This is a genomic window from Archangium lansingense, assembly GCF_026626635.1.
Classification (GTDB): Bacteria; Myxococcota; Myxococcia; order Myxococcales; family Myxococcaceae; genus Archangium; species Archangium lansingense.
The window spans coordinates 13,333,350-13,349,624 of the sequence record NZ_JAPNKA010000001.1; the positions used below are offsets into that span (position 1 = coordinate 13,333,350).

A 16,275-nucleotide genomic window follows, 5' to 3' on the forward strand; every position below is an offset into this window, starting at 1 on the left:
GTGTCCGGAGAGGGTGTCAAAGAACTTAAGCGGAGAGACCGGAGAGGGTGTCGGAGAGGGTGTCAAAGAACTTAAGCGAAGAGACCTGTCACGACACGCCGGAGAGGGTGTCCGGAGAGGGTGTCAAAGAACTTAAGCGGAGAGGGTGTCAAAGAACTTAAGCGAAGAGACCTGTCACGACACGCGGAGGGAAGTAGAAAGGCAGAAAGCGGGCCGAGAAATCTCCCCGCTTCCACCGAGCCGCGGCCTCGCTGCGTGAGGTCTCGGACCTGCGTCACCCGGTGAAGACGCCCCAGCAGATGTCGTTCCGCGCCCGCTGGTCTTCGAGGACCAGTTCACGAAGGGTGGCGGGAATCCGTTTCCGCTGCCATCCGAGCTCCTTCAGACGAGCCCCTTCCGCGTCACCCACGGCGACCGACGCGGCGGCGGCTCGGATGGCGTACGCCGCCGCGCCCAAGTAGTGCGCAGCGACGTGGGCGACGGCCACCGCCTGGCCTGCCGCGAGAGCAGCGAATTTGGCTGGTTCAGGCAACCCACGAGCCGCGGCGTTGGCCACGAACGCGGTTCGGTGGGCGTCACGCATCCGCACCTCGCCCCTGATCCACGCCCGACCCACGGCGATGGCGTCACGGGGGCGCGAGTCCTCAGGGCACGCGCTCTCGAAGAAGGGCAGGACGTGCTCCGCGCAGAGGGCGGCCCACTCTGCGAGCAGGTGGTGGTCCTCGTCGGTCAGGCTCCCGCCACGACGGATCGTGATCAACCTGGGGTCTCGCTCTTTCGGCAGGATCGGCATGGACAGATCATCGCCCAGCCTCCCGGAGAGGGGGTCAAAGAACTTGAGCGAAGCCGGAGAGGGGGTCAAAGAACTTGAGCGAAGCGACCTGGCACGACACGCGGAGGGAAGGAGAAAGGCGGAAAGCGGGCCGAGAAATCTCCCCGCATCCACCGAGCCGCTGCCTCGCGGAATACAGAGACAAAGGCCCGGTACTGCTCACGGAGTTCCTTTAACGCCAGGCTTGAGGAGGCATGCCCCAAAGGCCGAGGGCTGCGCTTGAGGTGCTCGGGGCGGGTATGAGGGTTTTGTGCCCGCACAGCCCGTGCCCCCAAAACAGGAGTACCCCGGGCATGGGCCTCGGCTTCCACATGCTCCACAAGTCCCCGCACCTTGCGTTGCCGCTCCTCCTCTGCCAGTCCTTCCCAGCACGGCAGGGGAGCCAACTCCAGTTCCACCGGCTCGGCCCACTCCTGTGCGAAGCGCCCCTGCGCTTCTGCCATGTCCTCACTCCGCCGCTTGCTCCAGCGCTTCGTCCAGTTGAGCCACCAGAAGAGCCGCCTGGCTGGCCCCAGCAACTGTGGCAGGCAGGTGAGCCCTGGCCACTCGGCGCTCCTCTCCACCAGTCCTTCTTTCACTCCGTGGGCCAGCACGTAGCGCAGCCGTCCCACCAACGCGGCGTCGTCCAGCACTGGCTCCGCCGAGTAGCGCCGCTCCCAGAAGCCCCCACTCCAATCCACCAACTTCCCTACCTTGCGGGAGAGATTGGCACGCAGGTATTGCATGAAAGAAGCAAGTGCCGGGCCCCTCGCCCACACCAGCAGGTGGAAGTGATTGGAGGCAAAGGTGAAGGCGTGCAGCCGCACATCGCCGTCGCTCTGCTGGACGGCGCGCGCCAGTACGCCTCCCACCACCTCGTTCACCTGCGGACTGGGCCGCAGCAGCAACCGTCCTTGAAAGCACCTGGACGTGACGAAATAGAAGCCCTCCTCCTGGAACATTCTCAGCGGCCAACCCATCCCCATCCCCTGCGTGCGAGTTGCAAGCTGCGAAGCCAGATGCACCCCACGGGCCAATCGCAAGTCCTCGAAAGGACTTGAAGAACGGTTGGCCATCCGTCCACGCCGAGCCTCTCTCAACCTCGCATTTCGATTCCTTTGACACCATCTCAGGACACCATCTCAGATGACGAAGCCCCCGCGACCGTTGTCTCGCCTTCCCGCCTTCCCGCCTTCCCGCCTTCCAGACGTAGTCGTCCCGTCCGAGGCTCCGGGCCATCGCTTCCAGCTCCTCGGGCCGGTGGAGGCGGAAGAGAGCGGCCACCCCGTCCCAGACGGACACGAAGGGGAGGATGGGCAGCAGGTACGTGAAGAGCAGCCGCGAGGGGCGGAACGGCTGGATGAACGGCGTGACGAGCAGCATCACGAGCGGGACGATCACCGTCATGCCGATGACCTGGCGGAGGCTGTTGTTGTTCCCCTCGCCGATCACCACGTCCAGGTCATGGTCGACGAGCTCCTGGAGCACGGCACGATCCTCTCCGTGGCCCAGGTGGTGGAAGGAGTTGATGAAGACGCCGATGCCGCGGCCCCGGAAGCGCTCGGCCACCTGGTGTTTCGGGCTGGCGAGCACCTCGATGGGCCGGCCCGCGAGCTGCTCGAGCCGCTTCACCCGGGCGGGGACGCACTGCTCGTCGGTGAGCTGGAGGGACAGCTTCGGATTGAGGGGGCCGCCCACCTCGGAGGCGATATGGGCGAGCCCGCCCCCGTCCATCGACTCGAAGCCGACGAGGATCCGGGCCTGGGAGTGCGCCAGCACCTCGTCGAACAAGGGGAGGAACGGGTGGTTGACATGGGGCAGGTGGGCCCGCTGGGGCAGTTGCACCATGAAGTCGAGGAACTCGTCGATCTGGGTCCTGAGGAACCTGGGGAACCAGGGCTGCCGCGAGAATTGGAAGACCGTCTTCCGGTGCATGGTGTTTCCCTCCTGTTTTCGAGGGAAAGGTGCCCTGGGCGGGGCCGGTGCGCATTGGGTTCGGGCGCCAGATCGGCTGGCCGCCGGGGAAGGTGTCGGGGAAGGTGTCTCGGGGAAGGTGTCCGGGAAGGTGTCAAAGGACTCGTACAGGTATATTGCCTCCTACGAATCGTCTGACACCTCGGCCGACACCTCGGCCGAGGCCTCCTACGAATCGTCTGACACCTCGGCGGCGGCTACGAATCGTCTGACACCTCGGCGGCGGCGCTTCCGCCTTGACGCGAGTTCGATTCCCGCCGCTTACACTAATATCTACCGATCCGCCCGGAACCGCTGCGCGAGCTTCTCCTGCTTGAAGTGGGCTGCGAGCAGCTCGATGAACACGCGAACCCGCGCGGGCAGCAGGCGCTGACTCGAGAAGTAGACGAGCAAGGGGCCGCCGTCGGCGTACCACTCCGGGAGCACGCGGACGGCCGTGCCGCGCTCCAGATCCGCCAGCACCTGCGAGGTCGGCAGCAGCGCCACGCCCATGCCGCCGCGGACCGCCGCGGCCATCGCGTCCACCTCGCTCAGCAAGATGGCCGGCTTCGGGTCGACGAGGGCCTCGGTGCCGTCGCGGTTCCGCATCGTCCAGACCCGTGGCTTGCCCGTGCGCGGCGAACGGAACGCGATCACCTGGTGATGGGCCAGCTCCTCCGGCGTCTTCGGCGTGCCGTGCTTCTTGAGGTACTCCTTGGACGACACCGCGATGATGTGGATGCGCGCCAGCTCCCGCGCTACGAGCCCCGCGCTCAGCTCCAACCCGGCGCCCACCGCGACGTCATAACCCTCGGCGATGAGATCCACCTGCCGGTTCTCGAAGTGCCACTCAGGAAGTACGCGAGGGCAGGCCTCCCGGTAGGGCTTCAAGACGGGCAGCACGTACTCGCGCCCGAACGCCGGAGCGAGGCTCAGCTTGAGCGTCCCCGTCGGTTCGAGTCTCTGGCTCGAGACGCGTGTGAGTGCCTCCTGCAGCGTGTGCAGACTTCCCGCCACGTCAGCGAACAGGTGCTCACCCGCCTCGGTCAGCTTGAGCTTGCGCGTGGTGCGGTGGAACAGGCGCACCCCCAGCGAGTCCTCGAGCCTGGCGACGCTCTTGCTCACCGCCGCGGGCGTCAGGACGAGCTTTCGCGCAGCCGCGGAGAAGCTGCCCAGCTCGGCGCTGCGTACGAAGGCTTCAATGGCTGAAAGGGGTTCCACGCACTTGCTCCCAGGGGGCATTCAACCACGGGTTGAAGCGGGTTCGTCTGACTATCTTCAACTTCGGGTTGAAGATGATTGTCGCAATCTGTTCCTACCGGAGGAAATGGCGAATGCACATACTCTTCTCATCAACGCGACACGAACCTCGCGGCACAGGAGAGAGAGAAAGCCATGGAGACCACCGGCAAGAACAATTTCCCCGACACCATCGTCCTCATTCACGGCCTGTGGGTGACGCCCCGTAGCTGGGAGAACTGGGTGAAGTTCTACGAAGCCCGTGGGTACAAGGTGCTGGCGCCCACCTACCCGGGGATGGAGGGTGAAGTGGACGGCCTGCGCGAGGACTCCTCGCCGATTGCCGAGCTGAGCGTGCAGAAGGTGGTGGACCACTACGCGAGCATCATCGAGGCGCTCCCCTCCAAGCCCATCCTCATCGGCCACTCGTTCGGTGGCACGGTGGTGCAGCTCCTGCTCGACCGGGGATTGGGTGCAGCGGGGGTGGTGATTGATTCGGCGCCGGTGAAGGGGGTGCTGCGGGTGCCGCTGACTCAAGTGCGTTCGACGTTCCCCGTGCTCAAGAATCCGGCGAACGTGAAGCGCGCGGTGCCGTTCACCCACGAAGAGTTCCACTACGCCTTCACCAACACGCTGAGCGAGGAGGAGAGCCGGGAGGCGTATGAGCGCTACGCCGTCGCCGCGCCGGGCCGAATCCTCTTCGAAGGCGCGACCATCAACTTGAACCCGAACACCGCCGCGAAGGTGGACTTCCACAAGGAAGACCGAGCGCCCCTCTTCTTCATCGCCGGAGAGCACGACCACATCATGCCCGCGGCACTCAACCGCGATAACGCCAGGAAGTACCGGAGCGGCATCGTCGCCTTCCGCGAGTTCGCTGGCCGCGACCACTTCATCGTCGGGGAGAAGGGCTGGGAAGAGGTCGCCACCGCTGCGCTCGAGTGGGCGCGGAATCCGCAGCCGGTCCCGATGCAGTAGCTGGGCTTGCCCCGTTTGCTCCAGCGCTTCGTCCAGGGGACCAAAAAGGACCAAATCGAACGGACGCGCCTGGACCCGCCCGGACAGATGGGCGCCCCATTTTCAGAGGGGAAACCGGGGGGATGCCTCTGGTCCCGAGGGAAGGCAGCTCCGCCGTTAGCGGCTTCGATTCCCGCCGCCTCCACTGGAAGTAGCAAGGCCAGCAGGCGAGGAAGGAACAGTCCACCCCTCTTGCGCTCCATCCTGTTTCATAGCTATCTATATAGCGTGCTATGAAATGGAGGTACGGCATGGAAGTCGATCTTCTGGCGGGGTTTGGCGTGGGCTTTCTGGGCAGCCGGCTCAAGCGCCTGGCCGAGCGGATGCAGGCCGACGCCGCCGAAGTGGCCCGCTCACTGGACCTGCCGGTCCAGCCGGCCCAGATATCGCTGCTGATGACGATCCGCCTGCACGGCCCGATCACGGTGGGCGAACTGGCCGAGCGCCTGCAACTGGCCCAACCCACGGTGACCCGCGCCCTCGGGACATTGGAAGACTTCGTCGAAGCGCGGCGCGCGCCGGACGACCAGCGCTCGAAGCGCCTGGCGCTGACGGAGAAGGGCGAGGCCCTGATGGTCCGCATCCAGACGCAGCTGATGCCGCGCATCGAGCCCGCCGCCGCCTCGCTGGTCGAAGGGCTGTCGGGCGACTTCATGCAGGGCCTGGCAAAGGTGGAGGCGCGGCTGGCCGAGGCCTCGCTGCTGAGCCGGGTCAAGGCCGCCGGTCCGCCCGCGATGTGGGCGCGCGACTTCTCCGACGACCTGACCGACGCCTTCTATCGAATCAACGCCGAATGGATCGAGGACATGTTCGCCCTCGAGGAGAACGACATCGCCCTCCTGTCGAGGCCGCGCGAGCTGATCCTCGACAAGGGCGGGGTGGTGCTGTTCGCCGAGACGCCGGAGCTGGGCGTGGTCGGAACCTGCGCCCTGATGGTGTCCAAGGACGGCTGGGTCGAGCTGACCAAGATGGGCGTCCTGAAGAGCGCCCGGGGCCTGAAGGTCGGCGAGTTCCTGCTCGCCAAGACCCTGGAGCGGGCCTCCAGCCTGGGCTTCGGCAAGGTCTATCTGCTGACCAACAAGAAGTGCGCGGCGGCCATCCATCTCTACGAGAAGCTGGGCTTCGTGCACGACGCCGAGATCATGCGGCTGTTCGGGGCGCGCTACGAGCGATGCGACGTGGCGATGTCGTACCGACCGAGGGGTTAGAGCGGAAAGCAGCCTTTTGAGGCAGCGGCCAGCAAGGCGCCGCTGAAGGAGAGGATGTCTATAGTCGGGGGCATGAGACGTATCCTGTGGTTCTGGCCGCTTGTCTTCGCCATCCCCGTGGCCATTGGCGTGGTGATCCACACCAACCTAAGCACCGACCGGCCGGGCGGTGGAGGTTGGCTGGTGACGGGCCTGTTCTCCTATACGCTCTACTACTTCGCGCTCACCTGGCCGGTGTGGTTGATGCGCATGTCCCAGGGACGCAGGATGGTCATCAGCGCGCTCGTGCCTGGGGTCCTCCTGCTCATCCTGGCCGTGGTGCCCCTGCCCCGACGAGTCCCCTTCCTGGACGTCACGGTGCGCGTGGCGTCCTTCGACGTGTGGTTCAGGCCCGGAGAGGCCCTCGACGGCAAGCTGAAGGGGTTCACGTTCGCCTCACCCTGCGAGGTTTCCCTGTGGGAAGCCGGCCAGCATGGGTTCAGCACGGAAGTCCTGGGTGTCACGTACCAGCCCGACGGCAGGCTCCTCATCCAAGGCTTCATCTCCAAGGAAGGAACGCGGAAGAAGGGCATGAAGCTCTCCCGGCTCCTGCCGGATGGGAGCATCGATCCCACCTTCAAGGGACAGGACCGCTGCATGAGCCTCACGCCCGTGCATCCAGGCCACGTCTGGCTTCAGTCGGATGGAAAGATCCTCCTGGGCTCGAGGTCGATCTCCAGCTCTCCGAATCACGAGGACGAGCTGTCCCTGATCGTCAGCCCGGAGGGAGAAGAACTCCGCCGGGTGTCCATCCCCAAGCTCCCGGCCGAGCAGCACGTCGAGGGCCTGGTCGCGGAGATCCAGCTCCAGTCGGATGGTGGGCTGCTGATGTATGGAGGCTTCCGTCGTGAGGCGGATTCCAAGTCCGGGAGCCCCATCCTGCGAATCACTCCCGAGGGGCTGCCAGACCTGTCCTCATGGAGGGAGATGCCAGGGCTGGATGTGGCCGAGTCCATTCCCGGCGCAAGCGGTGCCGATGGGCGACGTTTCCTCGTCGCCGACAATCCCAACGATGAGGAGTCTCTCCTCCCGGCTGTCTACTCCATCAGCGCTGAAGGGCAGCCTGATGAGGCCTTTCATGAGCGGCTTTTGGGGATGCAGCGCGAGAAGGAGTTGCGCCAGGCAACAGCCCTGGCTGTTCAGGCGGACGGAAAGCTCGTCACCGCTTTTGTGACGGGTGAGGCTCGTTCCGAGGTGAGGCGTCTGAACCCTGACGGAACCCTGGACGACACCTTCCAGCGGGAGGAGCTTCCCTTCGAAGCCAACCACCGGAGCGCTCTTGCGGACGGAGGCTTCATCGTCGCCCAGGTGGGTCCCGTGAACGCGTCCGACGAACAGACTCCAGTGGTGCTGGCACGCCTGGACTCGAACGGGCGGATCGACAGGGCGGTCGCCGAGCGTTTCCGTTCGGCGTTCGCCGAGCAAGGGATCTCGAGCATTCGCGAGCTCACAGTGGGGCCCAACGGCACCGTGCTTCTCTATCGCTTCGCGCCGCACTCGGCTGGCGGAGAGACGTTCCGCCAGCTTGTTCAGCTTCTGCCAGACGGCAGCCTGGACACCGGCTTTCATCCGCCGCTTTAGGGGTCGGCAAGCCGCCGGTGGATGTCCCCAAGCGGACCATCCGCGTCCAGGTGCAGTGGCAGGACGGCGCAGTCACCCGGCATGAGCCTTCACGAGGGTGGGACGACGGGGCCGTTCTCTCTGGAATGTCAGGCCGCGACGTCAATCCAGAGCGCGCCGCAATCCTGCGAGGCTCGCAGCGTCAGGCCTCCCTGGTTCAGCTGCGCCCCCTCGCCTCTGGCAAGGACTCGCCCTTCCCCCAACTGCAGGGGGTCATCCAAGGACAGCAGATAGCCGGCACGTCCCGCGGCCACCGCGATTGCGGTCTCCTGTCCCGCTGCCAGATCCAGCCACCACACGCGCGCATCGCTCCGCAGGGGCATCGCCTCGTCCCCGGCCATGAGGTGGCGGCCTCCCGATGGAGCGGGCGGGACGGAGCGGCGGAAGTACGCGGGCGCACCGCCGTGCTGCTCGGGGGTGAACCACAGCTGAAACATCCGCGTGTCCTCATCCGTCTCGTTGCCCTCGGCGTGGACCATACCCTCCCGGGCCGAAATCAACTGCGCCTCGCGCGGGCGCAGCGTCGCCCCATGGGACTGGTCCCCGTGGTGGCTCAGCTCGCCGCTGAGAACGATGCTCAAGATTTCCATCTCCCGGTGCGGGTGGAGCGGGAAGCGCGAGCGGGGCGCGAAGGTGGCATCGGCCAGGACGAGAAGGCTGCCGAGTGGGCGTCCCTTGCCCGCATGGGGGCCCACGGTGGCGATGAAGTGGTCGCGCAGGCGCAGCCAGGGCAGCTCTGTCACCGGCAGGGAGGAGAGCGGGCGCAAGCGGACGTCGGCCGCGGGCGCAGGCTTCGGAGGGGAGGAACAGCCGAGCGCGGCGAGCCCCAACAGATGGGAGCCACCGCGCACCAGCGCACGACGACCGAGCTTCACGGTTCGACCCTTGCCTGCTTCGTCGCCCGAACGAGGGCCTCGACCAGGCGCGTTCCGGTCGCGAAGCCACTTGCGAGCACTGCGAGGCCGGCGCTGCCACGGAAGAGCACAGTGGGGAACCCGCTCACGCCCAGGGCCCTGACCTCCTGGAACTCGTTCGCCGTCGCCCGCTTCGCATCTGCCTGGCTGAACCGATCCAGGAACACGCCGAAGTCGAGGCTCTGCGCGGCACAGATACTCTCGTAGAAGGACGCCACGGTCGGGTCCTGCCCCTCGGCGTAGAACTTCTGCTGGATGGCGGCAAACACCTCGTACGCGCGCGTCGCCGGTCCGGGCGTCTCCGCGAGCATCCCGCGCATGACGAGGAACGCGCGACACGCGGGCTCGGTGTCGTAGTTGAACGCCGCTCGGTCGAGGAACCGGGTGGAGAACGGCTGCCCGGTGCGCGCGGCGATCTCCTCCCAGTGGTGGCGCAGGAAGCCTCTGAACCGCTCGGTCCAGGCGTCCCCGCCTCCGGGACGGAGCCCGCCCACGAGGATGCGGAAGGGGATGCCTCGACGATTCGCCTCCGCTTCCAGCTGGCGGAGGCCGGGCGAGGCGCCCCAGCACCAGGAGCACATCGGGTCCCCTACGTAGAGCACCTCTCCCAAGGGCCCCTCGGCACTCGGCCCGGCAGTCTTCGGCGCAGCGCCGGGGAGCGCGCACGTCCCAGTCTCGGGGTCACACAGCGCCTGCACCTCAGGGGGCGTCTCGTTGTCGTTGCTGGGGGTCTTCACGGGGCTCTCCGATTCGTTCTCATTGCAGGGGGTCTCCAGCCTCCGCCGCGCACCCTCGCACGGCGGCCAGGCTTTACGCCTTGACGCCGAAGGGGGCGTCGACGGAGTAGCGCCAGCTGCCGTCGGCCGAGCGGGTGACCACGTCCGACGTCCTCCCCGTCAGCACCGTCCCGTCCGGCGTCGGCAGGGACCAGTCGGCCACGACGACTGCGGTGCCCGGCCCCTCCACCACGCGCGTGAGCTTCATGTCGATGGGGCCCTTGAGCGCGAGGAAGCCCTGGAGCGCCTCGCGGATGGCGGGGCCGCGACACTTCCGGAGTTGAAGGCGGTGGCAAAGGCGGCGGGCATGTCGTGGGGGCAAGAGACCATGTGTTGCTCCTGCGGGAGTGGCGTCATTGCCAGGTCCCGAGAGATAGCCCCGTGGGCCTGCGTTGACGACTTACCGCAGACGCGCACAGCATGTGCGTTCATGCACATTACCTGGGACGACCTACAGACCGTGGAGGCGCTGGTGCGCACGGGGAGCGTCGTGGGCGCGGCGCGCGAGCTTTCGCTGCGCCATTCGTCCATCTCGCGGAGGGTGGACGCCCTCGAGCGTACGCTGGGAGCGCCGCTCTTCTTGCGTGGGGCGAGACTGCGCCCGACACCGCTCGGCCTCGCCATCGCCGAGCGCGCGGGCCGGATGCGTCCCCACGCCCTGGACGTGGGTGCACTTCTCGAGGAGCAGCGCCGGGCACGCGCAGGCCAGCTCGTCATCACCACCAACGAGGTGCTGGCGTCACTGCTGTTCGGCGCGCTGCGCACGTGCGGCTTCACGCAGCGAGTTCAAGTGCGCATCTCCGAGAGCGAGCTGGCGCTGGAGCCCGGTGTGACGGACCTGGCGCTGCGGCCAAGCCATACGCCGGGGGGCGCACTGCGGGGGCAGCAGCTCGGAAAGCTGCGGCTCGGCGTGTTCCGGGCACGGGCAGCCAGGCAGGACTCGGCGGCCTGGGTCCTGCCTTCAGGGAGCCTGCGCACCCGTTCCTCCATGCGCTGGTGGAAGGCCGTCCCCGAAGGCGCCGAGGCCCTCGTGGAGTGCGACACGCTGCTCGGCATCAGGGATGCCTGCGTTGCGGGCCTGGGGCGGAGCGTACTCCCGGCGCTGCTCGCCGAGGGAGACCCGCGCCTGCTGCTGGAGGAGGAGCTCCCGGGCGGCCCACCGGTGTGGCTGCTCTCCGCCGCCACCCGGCGCGCGGACGCGGCCCTCCGGCGGGCGCGGGAGTCACTCTCCGAAGCCCTCCGGCGCGCCCCGGGCGTGTGGGAGGCATGAGACCTTCAGAGAAGCATAGGAGAAATTGGGGCGCTGTTGAGGGGGTGGGCTGGTGCAGAGGGGAGAGGAAGGCCGCAGACGAGTGCCGCCCGTGCTGTGCGCCGGGCCGGTGGAGAAGAGCGGAGGAGTAGTGGAGGCGGCGGGAATCGAAGCCGCTAAGGACGGAGCCGCCTCCACTCGGGACCAGAGGCCCACCCCACGTTTTCCCTCTGAAAATGGGGCACCCATCTGTCCGGGCGAGTCCAGGCACGTCCATTCGGTTTGGTCCTTTTTTGGTCCCCTTGGTCCCCTCGCCGGGCGAGAGCGGCAAACCCTTCAGCCCTGAATCCATCTTCTGGCGCCGATACCTGGGCCTGCTACTACTGACCCCCAAAGCCCCCCACCAGCCCGAGTTGCCTACCGGGCCCCTGGCGGCCTCCACTGAGCCCAAGGTGCCCGCCGTGGCTGCGGTCGTGCCTGGCGACTCCCACCGCCCCGAGCCTCACCTGCCGGGGCCCTGGCCCCCTGTGTCAGGGTAGTTGACGCCTGGAGTGCCGCCCCCCTGCCAGGTGGGCCGCTTGGGTGTTGGCGTTCACGAGGAAACGCGGAAATTTGGACTGGGACGCTGGAGGTGTGCCGGGGGTCCGGCATCCCGGTCCGAGGTGAGGCTCAGCGCTTGGACTTCGCCCTCCTGGTCGTCGCGGCCTCCTCGGCCTCGCGGCGGCGGTAGCTCTCGCCTTCGATAGCGAGGACGTCCGCGTGGTGGATGACGCGGTCAATCAGCGCGGTGGCGCACGCGGCGTTGGGAAAAATGGTCGGCCAGTCCGAAAACGCCAGATTCGTGGTCATCACCAATGAGCGTTGTTCATACCTGCGCGCCACGACTTGAAAGAGGAGGTCCGCGTTGCGCGCGTCGTAGGCGAGGTAGCCCATCTCGTCGATGACGAGCAGGCTGGTGCGGCTGGTGTAGTGGCGCAGGCGGCGGTCCAGTGCGCGGCTGGTGTCCTGGGCGCCCAGGTCGAGCAGCAACTGGGAGGCGGTGACGAAGAGAGCGGAGTGCCCCTTGAGGACGGCCTGGTGGGCGATGTTCTGCGCGATCATCGTCTTGCCCAGTCCCTGAGGGGCGACAATGACGACGTTGCGCGCGCGCTCCAGGAAATCCAGGCGCAAGGCGGACTCGACGGCCTCGCGGTCAATCTTCTTGGGCCATCCCCAGTCGTAGTCCGCCATGGGCTTGAAGCGGCCAAGGCGGCTGCGAGACAGGCGCCGCTCGAGACTTCTGCGGCCGCGTTCCTTCTGCTCCTCGTCGGCCAGGTGCTCCAGCAACTCGGTAGCGCCCCATCTGGCCTTCGTGGCGCGGGCGATGAGGTCCGCGAGGCCCTGGGAGGTGGCGTGCAGTCCGAGGGAGGCCAGGCGGTCAGCGAGTGGAGTCGTCATCGGCGGAGTCCTTGTCGAGGAGGCGGTCGTAGTCGGCGAGGGAGTGGGGGCGGGTGCGGGAGGCGGCGATGCGCGGGTCATCCGGCAGCACCACGGTGAGTGGTGGAGGCTGACGCTGGCGGCGAGCGCGCTGGTCCAGGAGGTGGGCCACGGCGGGGGCGCTCACCGCCCCCTTGCGCAGGGCCTCGGCGAGGGCCTCATCCAGGGCGCGTGCGCCGTGGAGCGTAAGTAACTTCAGCAATTGAGCAGTGTGGTGTGACAGCGAGAGGTCGCGCTGGGCGAGGGCCGCGAGGAAGCCCTCCGCCTGCTGGCAGGAGGCGCGCAGCAAGTCTCGGCCGCGCAGCTCGTGCGCGCGGGCCTTGGCGTCGGCGAGGGCGGCGAGGTGGCCGGGCTGCTCCAGGGTGCGGCCCTTCTCGAAGCAGCGCGGGTGGGAGGCCACCTCCTCGGAGCCGTCCAGTACGCGTACGCGTGTCTCGGAGGCCACCAGGGTGAGGGGCTTCTTCACCAGGGTGTGTGGAATGGAGTAGTCGTTGGAGTCGAAGCGCACGTAGGGCGTCTTGCCGGAGGCGACGGGGCGCACCACGTCCGTGGGAAACGGGTGTGCGGGCAGGGGCAGCAGCCGCGGGCGTTCCTCCTCGAGGGCCGTGGCGACGGTGCGCCCGGTGACGTCGCCGGGCAATTGGCGCGCGTGGGCCACCTCGGCCGCCCACCGCGCCGCTTGAGAGTTGAGGTCATCCACGCCGCTAAAGGTGCGCGCGGCGAAGAAGGAGTCGCGCAGGTAGCGGATGGTGCGCTCCACCTTGCCCTTCTCGTTGCCGCGGTAGGGGGCGCAGGGCTTGGGTGCGAAGTGGTAGTGGCCGGCCAATTCCAGCAGGCGCGGGTGGAAGCGGATGGCGTCGCCGGCGCGCTCGAGCACCACGGACTTCAAGTTGTCGTACAGCAGCGCGCGCGGCACGCCCCCCAGCGCCTGGAAGGCCAGCACGTGGCCCCTGAGGAAGCTCTCCAGCGTCATGTCGAGGAAGAAGCGCGCGTAGAGGGCGCGGCTGTGGCCCAGCACCATGACGAAGCAGCACAGAGGGCGGCGCGTGTTGCCCACGGACAGCGTGCCGAAGTGTCCCCAATCCACCTGGGCCTCCTCGCCCGCAAGCGTGCTGCGGCGCAGGAAGGCCTCGGCGCGAGAGGTGGGACGCACCGTGCGCACGTAGCGGCGCACCTGGAGCGGGCCACCCACGTAGCCGCGCGCCTTCACCATGTGGAAGAGGCGCATGGCGGTGAGGCGTGGGTGGGCCTCCAGGGTGGCTTGGATGAAGCCCTTGTAGGCATCCAGCAGCGTGGGCCTGACGGACTTCACCCCCGTGCCGCTGACGCGCTCGAGCGTCAGGGCGCGCCGGACGGTGTCGTGGTGCACGCTCAGCTCGGAGCAGATGGTGCCCACCTTCCAGTGCTCGGCGAAGTGCAGTCGGCGGATGCGGGCGGCGAGTTCGGGGGAAATCATGGGCCCACCTCACGGCGGACGGGCAGCCCTGAAGCGCCGGCCCACGTGGGTGCGCGCAAGCGTGGTGTGGCGCAGGAAGGGACTCTGACGCCCGCACGAGGTGCAGGCGGGGATGGAGGGCGGCGGTGCATGCGGCAGTGGCCTCGCTGCGCTCGGCTCCGCGGCCACCTGCGTGGCGGCCGGGGCCGGCGCGACGGGCACACTGGCTGTCCGCGCCACGGCAGCGGGAGACTGATGCGTCACTTTCTCTCGCCGCCGCTCCCGCCAGGCCGCCTGCCGCGCGGCATGTGCGTGCCGTCCGTCCCGGGTGCGCTGGTAGCGCGCACCAGCCGCGCGCATTGACTCCGCCCGCGCCCTTCGACTGCACGGCGGCCCGCAGTAGCGCTGGCCACGGTCGCACGCAGAGCAGAGGAAGAACACCTGCCGACACTCGGGCCGGCCGCACACCACGAAGCGCAGCGCCTCCACGACACTCCTGCGCGCGCCGGCTTCTGGCGCCGCGCCCCGGAGTGCGCTACCTCTTCCTCACCGGCTCGCCCCTCTCGCACACCAGGGCGCGCCTCCAAGGAGGGCCCTCCAGCCGCTACTGGTGGGCCTTCCGTCTTTTCAGGACGCGCGCGACCGTGGATTCCACCGGCGCACTCTCCCCCCCTCAACTTCTCGGCCACACCCATCTCAGGGAGTGGTCTTGAAGTCAGGCAACTCCCGGCGACCCATGACCAGGAACCTGCGCTTCCTGGTGACCATCAACACTTGGGCCGGCGTGTGCCTGAAGAGGGCTGCACCGCCTCTGCACCGGCCCGGCGCACAGCCCTGGCGGCACCCGTCAGCGGCCTTCCTCGCCCCCTCGGCTCCAGCCCTCACCCTCAACAGGGCCCCCATCCCGCCGCTCTCCCCATCTGCTTGGGGCGCGCTACGTTCGCCTCCTCCCCACCTGCTTGGGGGAGCAATCAACGTCAGGAGGTGCTGCATGGCACGCTTGTTGGCTGTGCTGCTCTGCATGTTTCTTGTGGGGTGTAGCGGCGCTGCCCAGAGCGTCCGTCGCGCCACGGGTCAACGAGAGCGCTGTGTTTATGTCCCGCGCCGTTACCTTGCATCGGGGGCACTGAATGAAGCGCTTCATTCAGCTCGCGCTGGCCTGGAAGTAGTGCCTGTGGCGGCAACGCCGGGGGCCTCACCTGTGGCGCCGCTGGGTCCATCCTCGTCACCTCCGCTCGAGGGGATTTCTGGCGAGGGCTTGGGAAATGGCATCCCCCGAGGCGTGCTCCGGATCGTGCCAGAGGGCGCCACGGCAGCGGAAGAAGCAGGGGCTGGCGGTGTGGCCGGAGAGCTCATCGTCACGGGAGGATCGATCGTCGCTGCGGCCGGTAGTGTTCTCCTGGTCTGCTTGACCGTCAGCGCGGCCGTGGACGGGGCGGAGACCCCGATCGACATCGCGGATGAGTTCTACGGCACGCACTTCGGCGATGTGTCTGGGTGGGTCCAAGGTCAACACCCAGTGACGAAGGCTCCCAAGACCCGAACGGGACCGACGTCCGCCCCACTGGCGCCTCCCGGCGCATCGCCAACATCAGAACCCAACAAGGAGACCCAAAAGAATCGGGGGCGCATCTATGTGACCTACACGAAGCTCAACAAGATCACCCACCGCTACTACGCAGGGCGAACCAGCATGGTCGTCGATCTCACCAAGTCCCTCGAAGAGCAGGCGTGGTTGGCCGTTATTTTGCGAGATGCGAATCACCACATCGACGAGGACGCTGAGCCGAAGGGCGCTGCGTTCGATTTCGGCCGCGTTGATGTATTCGATGTTGGGAGCGCGGTTGACTATGGCAAGAGATATGATGATGTCGCGTATTGGCGGATTCGCGGACGAGAGCAGCAGTTGATTGATTCTCTGGGTGGTGCCTGGTCTGACACCGGGAAGCCCTATCGGACCGAGAATGCCATCCGCAGCGTGGCGAGAGACAATCCGTGGGGCAGGCGGTTTCACGACGCTGCCACAGACCGGTGGGGTCAACGTTACTCTTACACAGGGTATTAGAAATGGCGCGAATGCCGAGATTTTATAGGCCAGGGACGTTTTTGAGAATTCGCCTCTCGGACGGCTCTTTCGGCTACGGGAGGGCGCTGACGCGAACGCATGATGCCTTCTACGACTACAAAACCGAGAGTCCTGATACAGATCTCGATCGGATTGCATCCAAGCCCATCCTCTTCAAGGTGGCTGTCCGTCATTTGGACCCCAAATTGTGGGAGGTCATCGGGTGGAGAGAGCTCGAGGAACCGCTGACTCAACCGATTGTCTCATTCAGGCAGGATATATTGGACTTCCGTAACTGCACGATCTTCGACCTGGACGGTCATTCGAGGAGTGCCGAACCCCACGAGTGTATTGGGCTGGAACAAATGGCTGTTTGGGAACAGCATGCAGTCGAAGAACGCCTGCTCGACACCTTCATGGGGCGGCCCAACGCCACGGTGGAGCACCTGAAAGTACGCCTGAAATAGGCAGTC

The 16,275-nt window shown here is 67.0% G+C and carries 16 protein-coding genes; 7 read left to right on the forward strand and 9 right to left on the reverse strand.

Features of this window, described 5'->3' with window-relative positions; genetic code table 11:
* Positions 1-274 precede the first annotated feature (274 nt).
* Positions 275-793: a putative immunity protein gene (locus OV287_RS53925; RefSeq protein ID WP_267541902.1), complete on the reverse strand. Its 519-nt coding sequence runs from the start codon at positions 791-793 to the stop codon at positions 275-277.
* Between the two features lie 65 nt (positions 794-858).
* Positions 859-1,791 carry a transposase gene (locus tag OV287_RS53930; RefSeq protein ID WP_267541903.1) on the reverse strand — a complete coding sequence of 311 codons (933 nt, stop codon included), beginning with the start codon at positions 1,789-1,791 and terminating at the stop codon, positions 859-861.
* A 280-nt stretch (positions 1,792-2,071) separates the two neighbouring features.
* On the opposite strand from OV287_RS53930, the gene OV287_RS53935 reads away from it, so the two are divergent.
* Positions 2,072-2,923 (forward strand): hypothetical protein, encoded by an 852-nt coding sequence (locus OV287_RS53935; protein WP_267541904.1) that lies wholly within the window; start codon positions 2,072-2,074, stop codon positions 2,921-2,923.
* A 135-nt stretch (positions 2,924-3,058) separates the two neighbouring features.
* On the opposite strand, the gene OV287_RS53940 is transcribed toward OV287_RS53935, so the two are convergent.
* Positions 3,059-3,985, reverse strand: a complete 927-nt coding sequence (locus OV287_RS53940) for a LysR family transcriptional regulator (RefSeq protein WP_267541905.1) — start codon at positions 3,983-3,985, stop codon at positions 3,059-3,061.
* 174 nt (positions 3,986-4,159) lie between these two features.
* Here OV287_RS53940 and OV287_RS53945 point away from each other — a divergent pair, with 174 nt between their 5' ends.
* The 3 genes from OV287_RS53945 to OV287_RS53955 all read left to right on the forward strand — a co-directional run bounded on the left by OV287_RS53945 (position 4,160) and on the right by OV287_RS53955 (position 7,848).
* Positions 4,160-4,981: an alpha/beta hydrolase gene (locus OV287_RS53945; protein WP_267541906.1), complete on the forward strand. Its 822-nt coding sequence runs from the start codon at positions 4,160-4,162 to the stop codon at positions 4,979-4,981.
* A gap of 290 nt (positions 4,982-5,271) precedes the next feature.
* On the forward strand, positions 5,272-6,228 hold the full coding sequence (locus OV287_RS53950; RefSeq protein ID WP_267541907.1) for a bifunctional helix-turn-helix transcriptional regulator/GNAT family N-acetyltransferase: 957 nt from the start codon (positions 5,272-5,274) through the stop codon (positions 6,226-6,228).
* Between the two features lie 72 nt (positions 6,229-6,300).
* A complete protein-coding gene (locus OV287_RS53955) occupies positions 6,301-7,848 on the forward strand; it encodes a delta-60 repeat domain-containing protein (protein WP_267541908.1) in 1,548 nt (515 codons plus the stop codon).
* 128 nt (positions 7,849-7,976) lie between these two features.
* On the opposite strand, the gene OV287_RS53960 is transcribed toward OV287_RS53955, so the two are convergent.
* From OV287_RS53960 to OV287_RS53970, 3 genes are all read right to left on the reverse strand, one after another.
* Positions 7,977-8,762: a pirin family protein gene (locus tag OV287_RS53960; RefSeq protein ID WP_267541909.1), complete on the reverse strand. Its 786-nt coding sequence runs from the start codon at positions 8,760-8,762 to the stop codon at positions 7,977-7,979.
* Positions 8,759-9,538 carry a DsbA family protein gene (locus tag OV287_RS53965; RefSeq protein WP_267541910.1) on the reverse strand — a complete coding sequence of 260 codons (780 nt, stop codon included), beginning with the start codon at positions 9,536-9,538 and terminating at the stop codon, positions 8,759-8,761. The genes OV287_RS53960 and OV287_RS53965 overlap by 4 nt, the downstream gene beginning before the upstream one ends.
* Before the next feature lie 73 nt (positions 9,539-9,611).
* Entirely contained in the window at positions 9,612-9,899 is a 288-nt protein-coding gene (locus OV287_RS53970; protein ID WP_267541911.1) for a YybH family protein, read from the reverse strand.
* 108 nt (positions 9,900-10,007) lie between these two features.
* On the opposite strand from OV287_RS53970, the gene OV287_RS53975 reads away from it, so the two are divergent.
* Entirely contained in the window at positions 10,008-10,847 is an 840-nt protein-coding gene (locus tag OV287_RS53975) for a LysR family transcriptional regulator (RefSeq protein WP_267541912.1), read from the forward strand.
* A 648-nt stretch (positions 10,848-11,495) separates the two neighbouring features.
* On the opposite strand, the gene istB is transcribed toward OV287_RS53975, so the two are convergent.
* The 3 genes from istB to OV287_RS53990 are packed head-to-tail and all read right to left on the reverse strand — an operon-like array spanning position 11,496 to position 14,097.
* Positions 11,496-12,263: an IS21-like element helper ATPase IstB gene (istB, locus tag OV287_RS53980; RefSeq protein ID WP_267533277.1), complete on the reverse strand. Its 768-nt coding sequence runs from the start codon at positions 12,261-12,263 to the stop codon at positions 11,496-11,498.
* Positions 12,244-13,758, reverse strand: a complete 1,515-nt coding sequence (gene istA / locus OV287_RS53985) for an IS21 family transposase (RefSeq protein WP_267535575.1) — start codon at positions 13,756-13,758, stop codon at positions 12,244-12,246. Before istA ends, istB begins: the two co-directional genes overlap by 20 nt.
* Before the next feature lie 9 nt (positions 13,759-13,767).
* Positions 13,768-14,097 carry a hypothetical protein gene (locus OV287_RS53990; RefSeq protein WP_267535216.1) on the reverse strand — a complete coding sequence of 110 codons (330 nt, stop codon included), beginning with the start codon at positions 14,095-14,097 and terminating at the stop codon, positions 13,768-13,770.
* Positions 14,098-15,019: 922 nt separating this feature from the next.
* On the opposite strand from OV287_RS53990, the gene OV287_RS53995 reads away from it, so the two are divergent.
* Positions 15,020-15,802 carry a hypothetical protein gene (locus OV287_RS53995; RefSeq protein ID WP_267541913.1) on the forward strand — a complete coding sequence of 261 codons (783 nt, stop codon included), beginning with the start codon at positions 15,020-15,022 and terminating at the stop codon, positions 15,800-15,802.
* Between the two features lie 11 nt (positions 15,803-15,813).
* Positions 15,814-16,269 carry an Imm26 family immunity protein gene (locus OV287_RS54000; protein ID WP_267541914.1) on the forward strand — a complete coding sequence of 152 codons (456 nt, stop codon included), beginning with the start codon at positions 15,814-15,816 and terminating at the stop codon, positions 16,267-16,269.
* Positions 16,270-16,275: the final 6 nt, after the last annotated feature.

Bases quoted from the DNA above. Each gene is read 5' to 3' on its own strand.
- OV287_RS53950 (WP_267541907.1), top strand. From the start codon at position 5,272: ATGGAAGTCGATCTTCTGGCGGGGTTTGGCGTGGGCTTTCTGGGCAGC.
- OV287_RS54000 (WP_267541914.1), top strand. From the start codon at position 15,814: ATGCCGAGATTTTATAGGCCAGGGACGTTTTTGAGAATTCGCCTCTCG.
- OV287_RS53955 (WP_267541908.1), top strand. From the start codon at position 6,301: ATGAGACGTATCCTGTGGTTCTGGCCGCTTGTCTTCGCCATCCCCGTG.
- OV287_RS53990 (WP_267535216.1), bottom strand. From the start codon at position 14,097: ATGCGCGCGGCTGGTGCGCGCTACCAGCGCACCCGGGACGGACGGCAC.
- OV287_RS53945 (WP_267541906.1), top strand. From the start codon at position 4,160: ATGGAGACCACCGGCAAGAACAATTTCCCCGACACCATCGTCCTCATT.
- istA (WP_267535575.1), bottom strand. From the start codon at position 13,758: ATGATTTCCCCCGAACTCGCCGCCCGCATCCGCCGACTGCACTTCGCC.
- OV287_RS53930 (WP_267541903.1), bottom strand. From the start codon at position 1,791: ATGGGTTGGCCGCTGAGAATGTTCCAGGAGGAGGGCTTCTATTTCGTC.
- OV287_RS53925 (WP_267541902.1), bottom strand. From the start codon at position 793: ATGCCGATCCTGCCGAAAGAGCGAGACCCCAGGTTGATCACGATCCGT.
- istB (WP_267533277.1), bottom strand. From the start codon at position 12,263: ATGACGACTCCACTCGCTGACCGCCTGGCCTCCCTCGGACTGCACGCC.
- OV287_RS53975 (WP_267541912.1), top strand. From the start codon at position 10,008: ATGCACATTACCTGGGACGACCTACAGACCGTGGAGGCGCTGGTGCGC.